Origin of the sequence: Nostoc sp., from assembly GCF_036919595.1 — a bacterium.
Classification (GTDB): domain Bacteria; phylum Cyanobacteriota; class Cyanobacteriia; order Cyanobacteriales; family Nostocaceae; genus Nostoc.
On record NZ_JBALCO010000159.1, the window covers coordinates 1 to 16,195 of the forward strand.

Genomic DNA, 16,195 nt, shown 5'->3' on the forward strand with positions numbered 1-16,195 from the left:
TTGATCTGGTGATGATTGTTGCGTCATGTTTCATATTCTACGACGCACTTACTTACTTTTTTCTCCCTGCCCCGGTTTTCTGAGCGGATACAAATAAATAGCGATCGCAACAGTTTCATCACTCCACACACCTAACCAGATTTTTCACAACAGAGTCAATTATTTGAGAATTATTTTTAAATAACTCTGTTTAAGAGAATACAGAAATCTGAGCGATTGCATAGATACTAAAACCGGATTTTTTAAGACGGAATCGGGATGTATTTTTTGCTATAAATATTTTTGCTGACGATATTCTCTAGGAGTGATACCAAATTGCCGCTTAAATAGATACCTAAAATGACCTATACTCTCGTACCCTACTTGAGAAGAAATTTCTGCAACTGTGAAATTAGTGTCTCGCAGTAGCCGTTGTGCTTGCTCTAGCCGCAAAGATTGCACATATCCAAATACTGTAGTCCCAAAAACTTCTCTAAATCCCCGCTTGAGCTTAAAATCATTGAGTCCGATTTCTTTAGCTAGATTTAATAGAGAAGGTGGATTGTGGAGCGTTTGATTTAAAATAGCTTTGGCGTGATGTAAACGTTGAATTTCATTGGGACGGAAATAAAGCGATCGCCCCAATACCTGATTATTTTCTCCCTATTGAGCAATCTGGAGTGTCAGTAGTTCCAACACCTTTGCTTCTAAATATATTAGTCTAAGTTTTTCTCGAAACGGACACTGCAATATTTGTTTGAGTACTAACCGCATTGCAGGCGTGGTTGCTCCTAACGGCTGATGAAATCGCTCTTTTATTGGATTTTCTATCAATTGCCGAAGCAAAGTTGGCAATTGATCAAAGCTTCCCTGGAAACTATCAAGTAATTCAGGATACCAATAAATGCCAATACACTGAGTGCGCTGCTTCGGATTAAAATGCTCAAACTCCCGAATATCTGGCAAGAAAAATAAATAGTTATAACCTGCAACTTCTTCATAATCGTCAATGACTCCAGGTACATTTGGCGTAGTGGTTCTCATACCACCAGACAGAAAAAACTTAGATGTAAGAAAAGGCAAATCATCATGTATACTCTCGAAAATCACTGGTTGAGAATACTCATTGTTAAAGATTACTAGCTCAAGGTTATGGCGAAGAAAAGTCCAGTAAAAGCTGCTTTGACCGAACCAAGTAGACAGTTGTGCTTTTCCCTCATAGTCATTAAACTGCACATCCTCGCAAAATTCCCCAAAGTCTTCTGTCCCAGTTAGACGAATTGTCATGGTAATACTCTTAACTGCTTGTTGAGAATAGTATCAATCAGAATAAAGAGCGATGTCTACGACAAGCCTATGGGTGACGCTCGCACCTCTCTACGAGACGTTACGAAGACAGCCAGTTCCTTTATCCCTCTTAACCCGTCCACCGGACTGGCTCACCGCTAAGAGCGTCTACGCAACTGAAAATTTCTGCAACAAGAGGGCGATAAGCTTGACGACATGGCTACGCTTACCGCATTTATCGAGTAGTTTTTCAATATCAGATGTTTCAGTTGACAAAATCAAGTTTTGTGCCGTTTTTATCTGGACTGTGCTATGGCGTAATTGCCCAAGTTTGGCGATCGCTCTTAATATATAGCAATTCCTAAATTATTTGTGAAAAGTTAGATCCCCGACTTCTTGGAGAAGTTGGGGATCTGGACACCACGAATTTGAACGAAATCAGATAGGATTGCTATATTACATCTGTGCAATGACTGATGGTTTCTGCTGCGATCGCCTTACTTTTATCTCTTTACATTTCTTTAGAGACAGCCTCTAAACCAATGTAACGGTGCAGGGTAAATATCCAGTTTCAGAGTGATTTAGAGTTCATGAATGAATGTATTCCACTGAATTGAAATATGTGATTTAAATTATCGAATTGCTCAAAAACACGATCCCGATCGCACACAAACCGAAGCCAGCAATGCTAATTTTCCAGGGTAAAATTCGGTTTATTTCTCCCATACCCATCGCACCACCAATTTCTCTGGCACTCATTGCAACCGCAAACAGAGTTAAGGTAATGCCTAGTGTATAGGCAACTAGTGGCATCATTCCTGCCCCAATAATAGATTCAGCATCAGCGTAACCCTGAAATAAACCAGCACTGACGCCCACCAGAGCAAGTACCATAAAGTTTGGTTGATTTGGCATCATCAGCATAGTACCAAAAACGATGGTAGAAATGGCGATGGCTATTTCTGTGCCTAGTAAATTTAGCTGGAATAAATGAATTACAATGCCCAAGACTGCTGCTAAAACAAAACATCCAGCTATCACAGCACCACGAACAAACATAGATGAGAGTAAGCCAATAGCAATAATACCAACTAAACAATCCAAGCCAATTACTGGATCTGCCAGTCCCCAGAGAAAGCCTTCCCAGCAGTTAAAGATAGTATGATGATCTGATATTCCACTCAATGAACTCAGTAAGCTAATTAAGATTAGAGCTGCGATCGCCCCAATATGCCGATGCATTAACTTCAAGGTGTAAAATTCGCTCCAAGCAGGGGGTTCTGATAATTTAGTTTTGAACATTACCATCTGTCAAATTAGTTTTTTCGGTAATTTATACTACCCACATACTCAATAAAAGTAACGTGGTAATCACGCCAGATTATACTAGCTTTATCAAGTTATGCAAATCCACGGTTATTGTAAAAGTTTTCTAATAACGGGCTGCATAAGCGTTGGCGTAGCCTCTCCAAGAGTTACCCGTCGCAGACATTGCTACCACCAATCATCAATACTTGACATTCAAGACGGTATCTACTTGATCGCAGTAGACTTAAATTACTTTCAGAATCATCGTCAGACTTTGTGTAAATGGAATCAGCAAGACCTACCAGATATTACTGAAATATAATGCAGTCATGCGATCGCCCAATTTAAAGGTAATGACAATCCATTCGTGTTATATGTCACATTAGCAAAACGGGCATACTGTAATTCCTGAAACGGTAGTGTTTGAGAATGGTTGTTTTACGTCTTAATGGGTAGACCAAATTACCATCAAATAGACTTTATCTGAATCGGAATCTAGATGATGAACTCTGTGCCTTGAAGCGGTGTAGAAATACACTTGAGTTAACCACCATGCTTGTTGATAATTGGGTAGCTAATTGACATCCCTAAACCTGTACCTGAACCAACAGGTTTAGTTGTATAAAATAGATCAAATATTTTTTGGATTATTTCTTCTGTCATTCCACAGCCATTATCAGCAATCCGAATTATCACTTGATTGCTGTCTAAAATCTCAGTGTAAATGCGAATCTGGGGATTGTTGGTTGCCAGTTGTTTTTGCATTGACCACTAACAGATGACAACCAATTATTGACTTTTGAATGAGTGACTTCCGCCTTGCAGTACTAATGCAATAATTCCTCAACTTGATGCTGGCTCCACAAAGTTCTGTACAGACCCTGTTGTTGCACCAGTTGTGAATGATTGCCTATCTGAACAATTCTTCCCTTTTCCATTACAAAAATTCGGTCAGCAGCTGCCGCTGCCGATAATTGATGAGTAATGAAAATTACTGTTTTGCGTTCAGTACCACCAGAGAGATTTTTGAGGATTTGTGTGGCTGTTTGATTATCCACACTAGAGAGGGCATCATCCAAAATCAACACTGGCGCATTGACCAGCATCGCTCTAGCCAAGGCAGTCCGTTGTCGTTGACCGCCAGAAAGAGTAATACCACGTTCACCAACGAGAGTTTCGTATTGCTGGGGAAAATTGTTAATTTCTGATTCAATTTGGGCAAGTTGAGCGACAGATTCTACCTGCTCTTGTTCGCTAATTGGGTCACCATAGCGGATATTATTTTTGATTGTAGTGCTAAATAGAAAGCTATCTTGAGGAACGTAGGCGATCGCACCTCGTAAAGAAGCCAAAGCTATCTTAGTAATATCCAGCCCATCTAAAAATAATTGTTCTGATTCAATATCCAACAAGCGCGGCAAAGCATTCGCCAAAGTAGATTTCCCTGAACCAATGGCCCCAACAATTGCCACGGTTTCTCCCGGAATAATGGTAAAGTTAACATTTTCTAAAGCTGGAGTAGTTGAACCAGGGTAATTGTAGGTGAGATTTTTAGCTGTCAGTTCCCCTTTAAGTTCAGCCACTGGTAGATGTATGGCATCGCCTCTGTCTTGAATTTTCGGTGTGACAGAGAGAATAGATTCAAGCCTATCGATACTAACTTCACCCCGTTGGTAGGCAGTAATTGTGAATCCTAAAAGAGCAGTAGGAAAAACTAGACGCTCTACATAAATTAACAGTGCCAAAAAGTCGCCAACCTGAAGGGTTCCAGAAGACATCCGCCCTACTCCTAGCCAGATGATTACCAGTGAGCTGACATTGGCTAGCCCGCCAATTAGCGGAAACAGTGTATTTCTGATTTTTGCCAGTTCCAGGTTAGCAGTCAATAGCTGCTGATTTTTCTTAGCAAAGGCTCGACGCTCGTTTGCTTCTTGGGCATAGATTTTAATTAAGGCAATGCCACTGATATCCTCTTGGATGAGTTCGCTGATGTCAGAGAGTTGCTCTTGGACTGCTGCTTGTTGTTTGCGTAAGCGCTCGCTAAACAAACTCACTAACAAGAACATAAAAGGGTACACTGCCAGGGAGGCTAGTGTCAGATCCACACTAATCGCCAGCATTACTGGCAGTGTCAGGGCGTAGGCAAATACCGTATTTGCCAAACTCAAAACTGCAAAACCTAATAACCGCTTGATATTGTCCACATCACTGGTAGCGCGATTAATCAAATCGCCAGCAGTATTACTGGCAAAATAAGCCGGCTCCAGCTTGAGTAAGTGTTCAAAAATCCGTTGTTTCAGGTCAAATTCCACCTGACGCCCCACCCCAAATAACCAAATGCGGGATGCCATCCGCATTAGCCACATTGCCGAACTGAGCAAGACAATGATAACTACGTAATGTAGTATTTGGTTCCAGCTGAAGGTTGTCGAGAGTTTGTCAACACCAGCACGAATCAACCAAGGGATATAAACGCCCAGTGCATTGACAGACAACAAAGCGAGAATCCCCAAGGACGTTTCCCGCCAATGGGGTCGTAAGTAAGCAGTGAGTTTAGCGATTCGTCGAGATTTTGCCATTAAAGCAATTTTGCAACCTTATCATCCTAGATTAACTGCTAGTCCAAGAGGGCAGCTATGTAGAGGGAATATCGCTTATAAATTAAGCTTTTGCTACCTCTTTTAACTGGATAGTTATTGCCGTTCCCTTTGGTCCAAAGCCGAATGTTAATGTCTACTTCAACTTTTGGTGTGGCGGCAATCACAGCTTTAATTAATCCAGCTACTAGTACCGCTACCCTGTGGGGAATGCGGTACTAGGGCGTGGCATTGTGACCTTTTGAGTTTTACTTTTTTAAGTTTATTACCGCTGAACACGCAAGAACCTGTAAATTTCAAAGAGATAAGTTTCCCAAGTTCTGGTTGTCAATTCCAACGTTTGTGCATTCGGTACAAAGTCTTCAAGTCGTAAACCGCGGGCGCGAATATCTTGAGGACTTCCTTGTAATAGGTAGGGAGGCACTCTTAAATTATAAGAAAGAATGCGATCGCCTGTCACATCTGAAATGTTTGCTGGGGTGGTTTGTTGTCCTAATGCCACCAGTATCCCAGATGTTGGTGCAGCAGTTGCTACATAGGTTTCACCTGCCATTGCTAGAGGTGCCCTATAAAGTAAATAGGCAACTGCTGGTGTACTTGCTAACAGCAAAATTGTCAGTGCCCAACCTACCAAGTATCCACCTGGTTTGTCTATCCCGCCTCCTTTGATTCTCTGAGCTGCAAAAATCATCATTAAAATAGAGGCTCCTAGAGGCTTGAGTGGAAAAGACAGCATCCTCGACAACGAGGCTACAGCTGGTTCATTGGGGTTAACAAATGATAGGGCTATGATTACCAGAATAACGACTAGGATCAATCGCCCGACAAAACTTCCAGAGGGATAAAATCGCTGGAACAGAGAATATACGATAGTGCCAATCAGCAGCCACAGCAGTACCCGACTTAGCAATAGAAACATAGATTAACTCTCAAATTTTCTGGTGCGGTGAGCCAGTGTGGTGGTGAGGCAGTCTGCTTTGATCGGGGTTTCCACGCCACTTCTTCAACCGGGAGAACCCTAGTTGAAGAAGTGGCTCCCCAAAAAGAACTGCTATGTATGGTTTCCCGGTATAAAACAACTAGCGACTTCTTAGCAATAGCGACGCTAGGAGCGTCACCCGTAAGGGTCAACCTAGAGGTTTCGGGAAATGGATTTATTTTATTGTCAAATTGTAATCGTACTGTTTGACTTAAAATACCTCAAACCTCACACCCAAAGACTACCGTCGTAGTGATTTTAGTGCAATTTTTTGACACTGCGTCTATTATTTATAATTTTCCAGAAGAGTAATGTGGCACCGATAAACTAAATTAATTGAGTAATCCACTCAAAAGGAAAACTATGTCGCTTGAAAAGCCTACCATTTTGGTAACGGGGGGAGCTGGATATATTGGTTCTCATACAGTGCTTGCTTTGAAGCAAGCGGGTTATAACGTTGTCATCCTTGATAATCTGGTCTATGGGCATCGTGACCTGGTAGAAAGGGTTTTACAGGTAGAACTGATAGTAGGGGATACAGGCGATCGCGCCTTGCTAGATCACCTATTTAAAACCCGCGATATTGCTGCTGTGATGCACTTTTCTGCATACGCCTACGTAGGAGAATCGGTGACTGACCCAGCTAAATATTACCGTAATAACGTTGTTGGTACTTTAACTCTGTTAGAAGCAATGCTGACAGCATCTGTGAAGAAATTTGTCTTCTCTTCTACCTGTGCCACCTATGGAGTACCAGAATTTGTACCCATTCCAGAAACCCATCCCCAAAATCCGATTAATCCCTATGGCGCTACAAAGCTAATGGTAGAGCGGATTCTCTCTGATTTTGATGTTGCTTACGGTTTCCAATCAGTACGTTTTCGCTATTTTAATGCTGCTGGTGCTAATCCCAGTGGTTTGCTTGGTGAGGATCATAACCCAGAAACCCATTTGATTCCCTTGGTGCTGATGACAGCTTTAGGCAAACGAGAATCTATCTCAATTTTCGGCATCGATTACCCCACGCCTGATGGTACTTGTATTCGCGATTATATTCACGTTAACGATTTAGCAGATGCCCATATTTTGGGATTGGAATATTTATTAAAAGGTGGCGATAGCGAAGTTTTTAATTTAGGTAATGGCAGCGGCTTCTCCGTCAGAGAAGTAATTGCAGCAGCCGAACAGGTGACAGGAATTTCGATACCAGTAGAAGAACGCGATCGCCGTCCTGGCGATCCCCCAATTCTCATTGGCACCAGCGAGAAAGCCAGAACAATCTTAGGCTGGCAACCTCAGTACCTTTCCATAAAAGATATTGTCGCTCATGCGTGGCAGTGGCATCAAAAGCGACATCAGTAAATTTGAAAGTAATTAATATTTATTGGATTGTGGCACACCTCTGTGCTTTCACTGCCACAAGGGGGACAAGTAAGAAAAATTGCTTCCTTGTCCCCCTTCCCACTCTCCTACTCCCTACCGCCTTTCATACTTTGCAGTACGACAACTAAGATGGCGATAAATGCGAAGATTGGAAGTGCGATCGCCCAAATTGGGAATTTTTGAGATTCACCCTTTACTAAATCCCCATTGACATCTCGCAGGTTTCGTGTATCATCTGTAGAGCCACCTGCTACAGTAACTTCAAATTTAAACTTAAACGGTTTGAATCTTCCCCCAGAGACTGGTTTACCATTTAGTTGCAACTCATAAATACCTGGCTTGGGAAAGACAACTTCCGCACCTGGAATGCCTTTATAGCGTTCAGCTGCCACAGATTCTAACTGTGGTTCTAGGAGTGGTGGCTCTCCGGCTGCATAGGGTTCGGCATAAACAGCTAACTGACAATTACACTGTGACAGGGGAATCACCCTTCCACCTCTGCGGGTAAGTGCAAACCAGACTTGGCTTGGTTCTCCAGCCTGGGGGTTATCATTTGGTTCAATGTGGAGGGTGCCACCGACATCTGCTGTTACTTCTACCTGATGAGCAGCAGCAGGGTAAAGATTAGTTATTGAGATGACTAAGCAACTCAGGAATAATAAATACTTTATTGTTCCTTGATGCCAGGAAATGTTTTTGAGCGGGTAACCTCTCTGTTTATGACTCGTTGGGATGGAGCCAGAAAACAAGGATGATTTACCGCGATTTGGTTGGGGGAACATAAAACTTTTCTACGGCTAACTTTGACCAAAAAAAGCGCGATCGCACCATTAAGACACTGAGGGTAACAATTCCCATCAGTACTGCCGCTAATTTATTTCCCCAAGTTGATTGCAAGGAACCCAGGTAATGGGAACCAATCAACACAGCATGAATGGCACTCAAGAGCAAGGCTGGCACACCCAATAGATGAATCTGTCGCCAACGCTTGCCCAAAGATTTCTGCAAGGATTCCCAACTCGTAAAAGCGGCGGGGGACATTAATACCAATGCTACAGCACCCGCAGCCATACCCCACTGAAATTCTGGCGGCATAAAATCAAAGGCGGCAAAATTCCATTGCAATGAGTGTTCTATCATGTGGGCGGTATGAACCACAGAAAGCACAAAAGCTCCCACCCCCAGGGCGCGGCGATAACGCAGTGGTGAAGCCCACAACCCACTAATAGGACGCGCAATTAGCGCCAAGATTAAGCAAAATAAAGCGGCGTGTCCGGTGTAATCTACCATTGTGTCACCAGTCCGCAATAAGGTGATGACGCCAATGGTGAGTGTCACCCAACCACCTAATCGAAACAACTGACTGCGCCTGTCTTTACTTACCAATGATGTGGAAACGCCTACACCTAGCATAGTGGGCAGAGTTCCCAGACCAAACGCCAGCATAGTTGCCCCACCCATCCATAAATTGCCAGTTTCAGCCGCTTTAATTTGGGCAGCATATAGGAAACCACAGGGCATTAAACCCCAAGTCATTCCTAGAAGCATTGGCGTCCACCATTTGGTTTTGAAGGAAAGCTTAACCATTCCTGTGCTGAGGCGATCGTGTAAACTACCTTGTAATAAGGGGTGTAATACGGGAATGCGCGGCAGTAAATCGGGTTTTACTTGTCCTAAGCCAAACCAAATCAGCATTATACCAGTTATAATTGCCATCCAGCGCCGGAAGTTGCTACCAACACCCGCTAGCTGTCCACCTTGCAGCAATACCGAACCCAGCGCCCCAATCCCAGCACCGACTAGAGCATAGCTCAACATCCGCCCCAGGTTTAGCAAAAGATGAAATTTTAATTGCTGTTGCCAAGTGTCGGACTTTTCTAAGGTTGATATCCGTCCCAAGGAAGCCTTTTGTGGAATTTTCGGCTGATGAGACAGGGAAAACGCCACTGTTAGAGGGCCACACATCCCAAAGCAATGTCCAAAACTCCCCAGGAAACCCAAGATTGAGATCAGCAATAAATCTACCATAAAAAAGTCCTGAGTTCTGAGTCATCAGTCCTGAGTGTCAAAATAAAGATTTTGAAGAAGTAAGAAGGAATTGTTTTCTCTTCTTCTTTGCTCAGTACTCAGCACTCCTCTAGTGCGGCAGTGTAAGTGAAGTTGCGATCGCTGTCAAAAGACGATTTGTCAAACTTGATTAGGAGGGCGCTAAAAATTAGGGTAATAAATCACCTATTGAGAATATGGCTATGTAACTGAGAATTAAAATCCGATGCTTTTGGGAATTACCAAAGCTAATGTACTCAAGAAATACATTAATGTTTATAGCTAAAGTATCTATAACCGCACAACATTCTTTCTCAGCAGTGTTTCTGGAGTCTATACACCATTAAAAATGAATACCATTTTAGTTGGCAATAGTTAGATGTTTATCTAAGTCATTCTGACTGGGGATTCGCGCTACCCTAAGTCTGAAAGTCAAAGATAAATGACATGAAAAAATGGATTTGGCTGATGCTGTTGGTGCTGATGGCAGTTGCGGTGGTGGGTAGCAGAGGTAGCACGTTTTTTGAACAGCGTCCCTCACCAGCAATTGTTGAAAGCATTCCAGTGAAAACACCCCAACCACAGACAAAATCAAAGGAGGTTGACAATACCCTACAAGTATCTATTGACAAGCTGTTAACCCATATCCAAAAGTTGAATTTTCAGCGCTACACAACAACAGAGCGATCGCTTACTCGCACTTATATCACAACTGAACTGAAAAAATTAGGCTGGAAGCCGAAATTGGAAAAGTTCTCTGACGGTGTGAATATTTTTGCCGAACGCCCAGGAACTAACAAAGCTGCTAAAGCAATTCTCGTAGCAGCGCATTATGATACTGTTGCCTTATCCCCTGGTGCTGATGATAACGCCAGTGGTGTAGCTGTGGTGCTGGAAGTTGCTCGGTTGCTTGGTTCCCGTCCCACGCCACGGAGGTTACAGCTAGCTTTTTTTGACAAAGAGGAAGCAGGACTTTTAGGTAGTCAGGCTTTCGTTAGCAAGACAGTACGCTTACAAAACTTGGGCGGAGCCATCGTTATGGATATGGTAGGTTATGCATGTTACACTCCTGGGTGTCAAAAATACCCTGCCGGATTGCCTGTTACCCCACCTAGCGACAAAGGCGACTTTTTGGCAGTAGTTGGTGATACAGAACATTTGCCTTTGCTGAATGCCTTTCAAAGCTCACAGATGTTCCCTTCAACCGCTCTAAATAAACAAGAATCAAATCTGCCACCAGTCTTAACACTACCAATTCCTTTTAAAGGTTTACTGACACCAGACACCCTACGCAGCGACCATGCAGCATTTTGGTATCAGGGCGTAGGTGCTGTACTGGTGACAGATACCGCAAATTTACGGACTCCCCACTATCATAAACCTAGCGATGTTCCAGCGACTATCGAGCGATCGTTTTTCACAGGAGCAGCACAAATTGTAATCAATGCTACTACTGCCTTGTTAGAGAAAAATGAGGTTTTGGAAACTCAACCACTAAGCTCAGTAAATAATTCTTAATTCGTAATTAATCAATTCAGGGACAGAGTGACTTAATTTATTACAGCAGTTTTCATTTCTTTGAACCACAGATGTTGTCAGGATACAGCAATACTGTGTACATAGGGTGTGGTCTATTTACCTGAAAATAACTAATGAAAAAATAAATTTATTCATTAGTTATTTGCCTACGGCACGCTGTAGGAACAGGCATGGAGCTATAATTACGAATTATGTTGACCAACTTTTAGTTCAGGAAAAGTCAACGTCCAGTTCTGTTTATCATTAATCTGAAAGTACAAACCTTGGACAATCAGCCGTAGAGCTGTTCGAGTTCTAATAAACTTCCTCACTAAATAAGTTCCTGGTTCAGCAAAGATATCATTAAAGTTTTTTCGAGAACCAAATTGTTTTGAACAGTAACTGCCAGCACCTTTGACTGTTAACACAAACAATTGAGCTTGTTTGTATTCATCAGGAATCATAAAGATTCCATAAACATGGTGACGACCATGCCACGGCTGAACAATAACCTTAGTAGCATGTACTTGGAATTTTGTAGTTTTTGATGCAAGAATCGCCTCAAAATTGCAATCAGAATTATTCACAGGCCAGTAAAGTGTAATAATACTTAGGGAGAGCAGCAAAATTAAAATATAGGGGAGTCTGTGACGCATAAAGCCAAGAAAAATTGTTGATGCAGCTGGTATTTGATGAGTAATGATTGTGCAGCCACAGCAGCAAGCTAAGGGGCAAAGACAAAACATTCAGCGGTCGGTTAAAGTTTCCTGTCAAAAAAAATTGCACTCAAGATATCAGTTCACAAAAAGTGCAGATTGGAGATGCGATCGCTTACCCTGTTTTAGAGCTTCGTTACAGTATTAAACTTAGTTGAGAAACAATCGGGCTTTTGTGGCTGTAAACACCGATTTATGCTCAAATTTTTAGCTGTGATAAATTCTACAATTCGTTGCTTTTGTTATGCTTTTGATATAGCTCTGTTCGCATTAGCAGATGCTTTGAGGATATAAAAGCGACGCTGATAACGAACACAAGAGCGTCTCTAAGAGTTGTGTTAGCGAGTCTTGCCTACGGCACGCTGGCGCGAACGAGCGTCATAGCCCGCACTTCTCTACATACAAGACGCTCTTGCTAGCTTGCTTAAGAGTAGGGATACGGCATGGTTCTACTACTTCGGCTACGTTCAGTACAAGTGCGCTCACCAGTCGCTCAGTGACCACCAAAGACATCGCTATCAAGTTCAAGAAAAAATTTGCTTTTGTTTCTAGACAATTAATAGAGTAGTCAAATACACAAATATTGGTTATATTCCCGTAAATAACAATTGGTATAAAAGTTTATGGGAAGAAGTTGGGGAAATATTAAAACAGTTGCGGGTTTCTTTAGCGCAATTGTACTGACATTCGGGGCAAATACTTCGGCGATTGCGGCTGACACAGTTGTTGTGCGTTTGGGTTTATTTACGGGATCCATCTCCCTTGCTGAGTTGCAAAAGGCTGCAAAAACTGGGGAATTGTCTGGGAGTTTGCAGCCTTACGTTAAAAAATTATCTGAACAACAACGCCGCTTCCTCTTGGGGGCGTTGGGCATGAATGTACCGATGAGTGTTGTCACTGTTAATAAGTTAGTTAATACTCAGATTGGCACAACTATTCTCAATGACTTCGCTACGGCCTTAGCCCGAAAAGATAAAGCTGGCGTACAAGCACTCAGAGCAGGATTGGTATTAGGCTCTACTGCACCGCAGGGTCTTTCTATATTGAGTTTTATCGCTGCTTATCCCAGTAAACGCCTAGAAATTAATTTGCCACAGGCTTTAATAGTTGCAAGGAGTTTGAACACAGCTTTTTGGCGTACCCAGCAATTTATGCTAGCGTTGACACGTAGCGGCTTGTCGTCAGACATCGTTCCCCAACTCGACCCGAAAACACCGCAGATTGCTTTCCCTTTTGATCCCAGCCAACCAGGAATAGCTCAAGTAAAAATACTCAACTTAAGCCTGAATGACCAAAAGCGCGATCGCCAAATTCCAGTTGATATTTACTGGTCAACTGCTGCGACTGCCAATAAACCCTTAATTGTCTTTTCTCACGGCTTCGGGTCAGTCCGCACGGACTTGCGTTACCTAGCAGAACATCTAGCATCCCACGGTTATGTGGTAGCAGCTTTAGAACATCCCGGTAGTAATGAGGCAAATATAAACTTCGCATTTCAAGGTAAAACCAGAGTTATGAAGCCTCAGGAGTTTTTGAATCGCCCTCAAGATATTAGTTTTGTTCTTGATGAATTAGAAAAACTCAATCAAACAGCTAATAATCCGCTTCAAGGGAAACTTGCAACCAATAAAGTGATGGTTGTTGGCTATTCTTTTGGTGGTGGTACAGCTTTAGCAGTTGCTGGAGCCGAGTTACAACTCGAACATCTCAAACAACGGTGCAAAAAGAACTTGACTAGCTTGAGTCTGGGAGAAGCTATACAGTGCATCGCTCAAGAACTACCAGAAAATAGCTATCAACTACGGGATACCAGAATAAAACAGGCGATCGCTCTCAATCCTACAACTTCTCTGATTTTTGGCGAAACTGGGTTAACTAAAGTGCAAGTTCCTACCCTAGTGTTAGCAGGTTCCGCAGATAAAACCACCCCAGCTTTAACTGAACAGATTATAGGATTTAACAAAATTCCATCTCCCAAATGGCTAGTTGGCATAGTTGGGGGTACTCATCTGAGTGTAAAAGACCCCAGTAAGACTTTGGATCAGATAGGACAACCGAATACACCAATTAGTGGCGGTGAAGTTGTGGGTGAACAAGCAGCAGATGTTCGCAAGTACGTTAAAGCTCTAGCTTTGGCGTTTGCTGCACAGATGACTCCAGAAGCTAAAAACTACGCTATCTTTCTGACATCAGATTATGCCCAGTTTGCTTCAACTGCCGCATTTCCATTTCGCCTAATTACACAGATTCCTCCTGATGCTATGGCAGTGGTGAAAGAATTTGTTGAGAAATAAGGGACTTCCAATTAAAAAAATATCCAATTTTGTAAGGGAGCCAGTGCATTGCCCAGAGTTGTCTGAGTAGAGGTTTCCTCCGCTTAGAACTAAGAGTAGGGATACGCAAAACGGCAGAAGCCGCTGCTCATCCTGCCTCCTCTATGATTAATAGATAAGTCAGTTGATACGATAAAACCAAACTCTGTTTATATTGATGAACTAGGCTAAAACCCTCTTCCCTCCTGCTTCCTAACTCATCCCAACGACAAATTTTTACGCCAACCTACTCAAGTAATGTACAGCTTATAAAATTGGACTTAATTTTTGCTAACTTAACTTGTATGATATTATACAGCTTGATACTAGACGTATAGTTACTGTATGATAACTAAATTTTTACAGTAAAAATAACTATTTATACATAAATTTTATTTATACTAAATTAGATTAACTTGATATTAAGCCTATAGTTGCTATCGAAACAATACTAAAGTTTTACAGTAAAAAGAATTATTTAGACATAAACTTTATAATATTTTAGCTAAAAATAATAGAAACTTGAGAGTGTAAAAAAAAGTAGGAGCATCTACTGAACAATATATATGTAGTATCAAGTTACAATACCAAAAATAAATGAACACAAGTTGCTTAGTGTGAAAACAAGTTTGTGTATTTATTAGCATAATTATTTTAAAAATCACAAAAAGGCTAGAGCATTTTTATTTGCTACAAGCCACAGATGAACCAAAAAAAATATCAAAACTTGTTTTGTTTACTTAGATAATAATTGGATTTCAGACATTTAATATTGTAAAAATAGTTTTGGATTCGTAATTAAACAATTATTTAATTTTACTTAAGCTTATGCAACTCTATACACCTCTTGAAATCAAACAACTCCAGCAATACGAAGACCTTCCTTACTTACTTGAAATTTTGGAGTGGGTGAAAAGTTTTTTAGCAAGACCTCATCCTAACTTAGGAAGGCCGGGTGTCGTCTGCCCTTTTGTACCTCACTCTCTCAAGTCAAACAGTATTCGTCTGGCGGTTATTCATACAAAAGATTTGTACCCAGAACAATTAGAAGAAGTTGTTAAACGCTACCGAGATATCTTTCTTAAGATGGAAGTTAAAGAGCAGGAATTGGCAATAAATAGAACTTTTTTACTTATCTTTCCTGATATCCATATAGAAGATGCTTGTAAGCTAATAGATAGTGTACAACAAAAACTTAAACCTTTGTTTGTTGAGTCAGGACTGATGATAGGAGAATTTCATAAACGTAATGAAAGTCCTGGTTTGCACAACCCAAACTTTCGTCCACTTCGTAGTCCTATCCCCTTGTTGGCTATTCGGTTTATGGTTGAACTTGACCTTCCCTTTCTTGAGAGTCCGGCTGATCCACGCTTACGTATTAGGTATCTAGAAGCTTATTTAAAGTGTTTTGGTAATAAATTTACAGATGAAACAAAGTTTAAAAATGCTCATCAAGCATTGGCTTTAGCGAAAAAAGAACTTAAAGACAAAAATTTGGTGTATTAGCATATAAAATAAAATATTTGAATTCGGGGTGATCGCCTGAAATTAGTTTTTAAAAGAACTTGACAAAATCAATAAAATGTAATTTTAACGTGCTTCAAATCTTTCCATTAGTTCAACCCATAATCAACTTTTATTGAATTTAACCGCATTTTGAAACCGTCAGTAAGGTTGGCTACAGTTTGGAATGACTGGGATGAAAATGACGAATTTTCTGCTAGTTATAATAGCTAAGTGCAGGTAGCATCAAATAAAAATCATGGTAAAAATACTAGTTAAATTTAAATTTAAATATCTGTCCTTTTTATGATGGCGTCTATTTATTTGGTGTGAAGGCTTTTCCCTCTGGTGAGCAAACCGCTGGTCAATTTCTCGGCATCGGTCGCTTGCAATTTTACGCACCCATGACTACAGGGAATTAAGTTCATTTAACACATTCGACGCAGAATCTGTGATTTTAACCATTGAGGATAATAATTATACTTCTCCTTTATTTTTTTGAGAAAGTTTTCGCCACAGACCCAACTCTCTGTCTACGCTCTTTGCGGTTAATTTATTTTTACAAAT

The 16,195-nt window shown here is 41.3% G+C and carries 14 protein-coding genes and 1 pseudogene; 6 read left to right on the top strand and 9 right to left on the bottom strand.

What is annotated here, in order from left to right; translation table 11 throughout:
• Positions 1 to 270 precede the first annotated feature (270 nt).
• Positions 271 to 624 carry a helix-turn-helix transcriptional regulator gene (locus tag V7K21_RS24630; protein WP_335177880.1) on the bottom strand — a complete coding sequence of 118 codons (354 nt, stop codon included), beginning with the start codon at positions 622 to 624 and terminating at the stop codon, positions 271 to 273.
• A gap of 18 nt (positions 625 to 642) precedes the next feature.
• Complete coding sequence (locus V7K21_RS24635; protein WP_335177882.1) at positions 643 to 1,266, bottom strand: hypothetical protein; 624 nt, start codon at positions 1,264 to 1,266, stop codon at positions 643 to 645.
• A gap of 52 nt (positions 1,267 to 1,318) precedes the next feature.
• On the opposite strand from V7K21_RS24635, the gene V7K21_RS24640 reads away from it, so the two are divergent.
• A complete protein-coding gene (locus V7K21_RS24640) occupies positions 1,319 to 1,621 on the top strand; it encodes a hypothetical protein (RefSeq protein WP_335177883.1) in 303 nt (100 codons plus the stop codon).
• 272 nt (positions 1,622 to 1,893) lie between these two features.
• On the opposite strand, the gene V7K21_RS24645 is transcribed toward V7K21_RS24640, so the two are convergent.
• The 4 genes from V7K21_RS24645 to V7K21_RS24660 all read right to left on the bottom strand — a co-directional run bounded on the left by V7K21_RS24645 (position 1,894) and on the right by V7K21_RS24660 (position 6,090).
• Entirely contained in the window at positions 1,894 to 2,568 is a 675-nt protein-coding gene (locus V7K21_RS24645; RefSeq protein WP_335177884.1) for a HupE/UreJ family protein, read from the bottom strand.
• A gap of 549 nt (positions 2,569 to 3,117) precedes the next feature.
• Entirely contained in the window at positions 3,118 to 3,339 is a 222-nt protein-coding gene (locus V7K21_RS24650) for a sensor histidine kinase (RefSeq protein WP_335177886.1), read from the bottom strand.
• A 62-nt stretch (positions 3,340 to 3,401) separates the two neighbouring features.
• Positions 3,402 to 5,153 (bottom strand): ABC transporter ATP-binding protein, encoded by a 1,752-nt coding sequence (locus V7K21_RS24655; RefSeq protein WP_335177888.1) that lies wholly within the window; start codon positions 5,151 to 5,153, stop codon positions 3,402 to 3,404.
• A 283-nt stretch (positions 5,154 to 5,436) separates the two neighbouring features.
• Positions 5,437 to 6,090, bottom strand: a complete 654-nt coding sequence (locus tag V7K21_RS24660; protein WP_335177890.1) for a hypothetical protein — start codon at positions 6,088 to 6,090, stop codon at positions 5,437 to 5,439.
• Between the two features lie 423 nt (positions 6,091 to 6,513).
• Here V7K21_RS24660 and galE point away from each other — a divergent pair, with 423 nt between their 5' ends.
• On the top strand, positions 6,514 to 7,512 hold the full coding sequence (gene galE, locus V7K21_RS24665) for a UDP-glucose 4-epimerase GalE (RefSeq protein WP_335177891.1): 999 nt from the start codon (positions 6,514 to 6,516) through the stop codon (positions 7,510 to 7,512).
• Between the two features lie 107 nt (positions 7,513 to 7,619).
• On the opposite strand, the gene V7K21_RS24670 is transcribed toward galE, so the two are convergent.
• Together V7K21_RS24670 and V7K21_RS24675 are read right to left on the bottom strand one after the other, a co-directional pair.
• Positions 7,620 to 8,315, bottom strand: a complete 696-nt coding sequence (locus V7K21_RS24670) for a hypothetical protein (protein WP_335177893.1) — start codon at positions 8,313 to 8,315, stop codon at positions 7,620 to 7,622.
• Positions 8,290 to 9,561 (bottom strand): urease accessory protein UreH domain-containing protein, encoded by a 1,272-nt coding sequence (locus V7K21_RS24675; protein WP_335177895.1) that lies wholly within the window; start codon positions 9,559 to 9,561, stop codon positions 8,290 to 8,292. Before V7K21_RS24675 ends, V7K21_RS24670 begins: the two co-directional genes overlap by 26 nt.
• Before the next feature lie 465 nt (positions 9,562 to 10,026).
• Here V7K21_RS24675 and V7K21_RS24680 point away from each other — a divergent pair, with 465 nt between their 5' ends.
• Positions 10,027 to 11,097 (top strand): M28 family peptidase, encoded by a 1,071-nt coding sequence (locus tag V7K21_RS24680; protein ID WP_335177896.1) that lies wholly within the window; start codon positions 10,027 to 10,029, stop codon positions 11,095 to 11,097.
• A 203-nt stretch (positions 11,098 to 11,300) separates the two neighbouring features.
• Here the strand turns inward: V7K21_RS24680 and V7K21_RS24685 are convergent, their stop codons facing one another.
• The gene (locus tag V7K21_RS24685) at positions 11,301 to 11,753 is read right to left on the bottom strand and encodes a hypothetical protein (RefSeq protein ID WP_335177898.1); all 453 of its coding nucleotides are present in this window, start codon (positions 11,751 to 11,753) and stop codon (positions 11,301 to 11,303) included.
• A gap of 683 nt (positions 11,754 to 12,436) precedes the next feature.
• Between V7K21_RS24685 and V7K21_RS24690 the strand changes: the two genes are divergently transcribed.
• The 3 genes and pseudogenes from V7K21_RS24690 to V7K21_RS24700 all read left to right on the top strand — a co-directional run.
• Positions 12,437 to 14,107 carry an alpha/beta hydrolase gene (locus tag V7K21_RS24690; RefSeq protein ID WP_335177900.1) on the top strand — a complete coding sequence of 557 codons (1,671 nt, stop codon included), beginning with the start codon at positions 12,437 to 12,439 and terminating at the stop codon, positions 14,105 to 14,107.
• 846 nt (positions 14,108 to 14,953) lie between these two features.
• Positions 14,954 to 15,631 carry a DUF6875 domain-containing protein gene (locus V7K21_RS24695; protein WP_335177902.1) on the top strand — a complete coding sequence of 226 codons (678 nt, stop codon included), beginning with the start codon at positions 14,954 to 14,956 and terminating at the stop codon, positions 15,629 to 15,631.
• 296 nt (positions 15,632 to 15,927) lie between these two features.
• Positions 15,928 to 16,050: pseudogene (locus V7K21_RS24700) on the top strand (DUF2808 domain-containing protein); the annotation flags it as partial.
• Positions 16,051 to 16,195 lie beyond the last annotated feature (145 nt).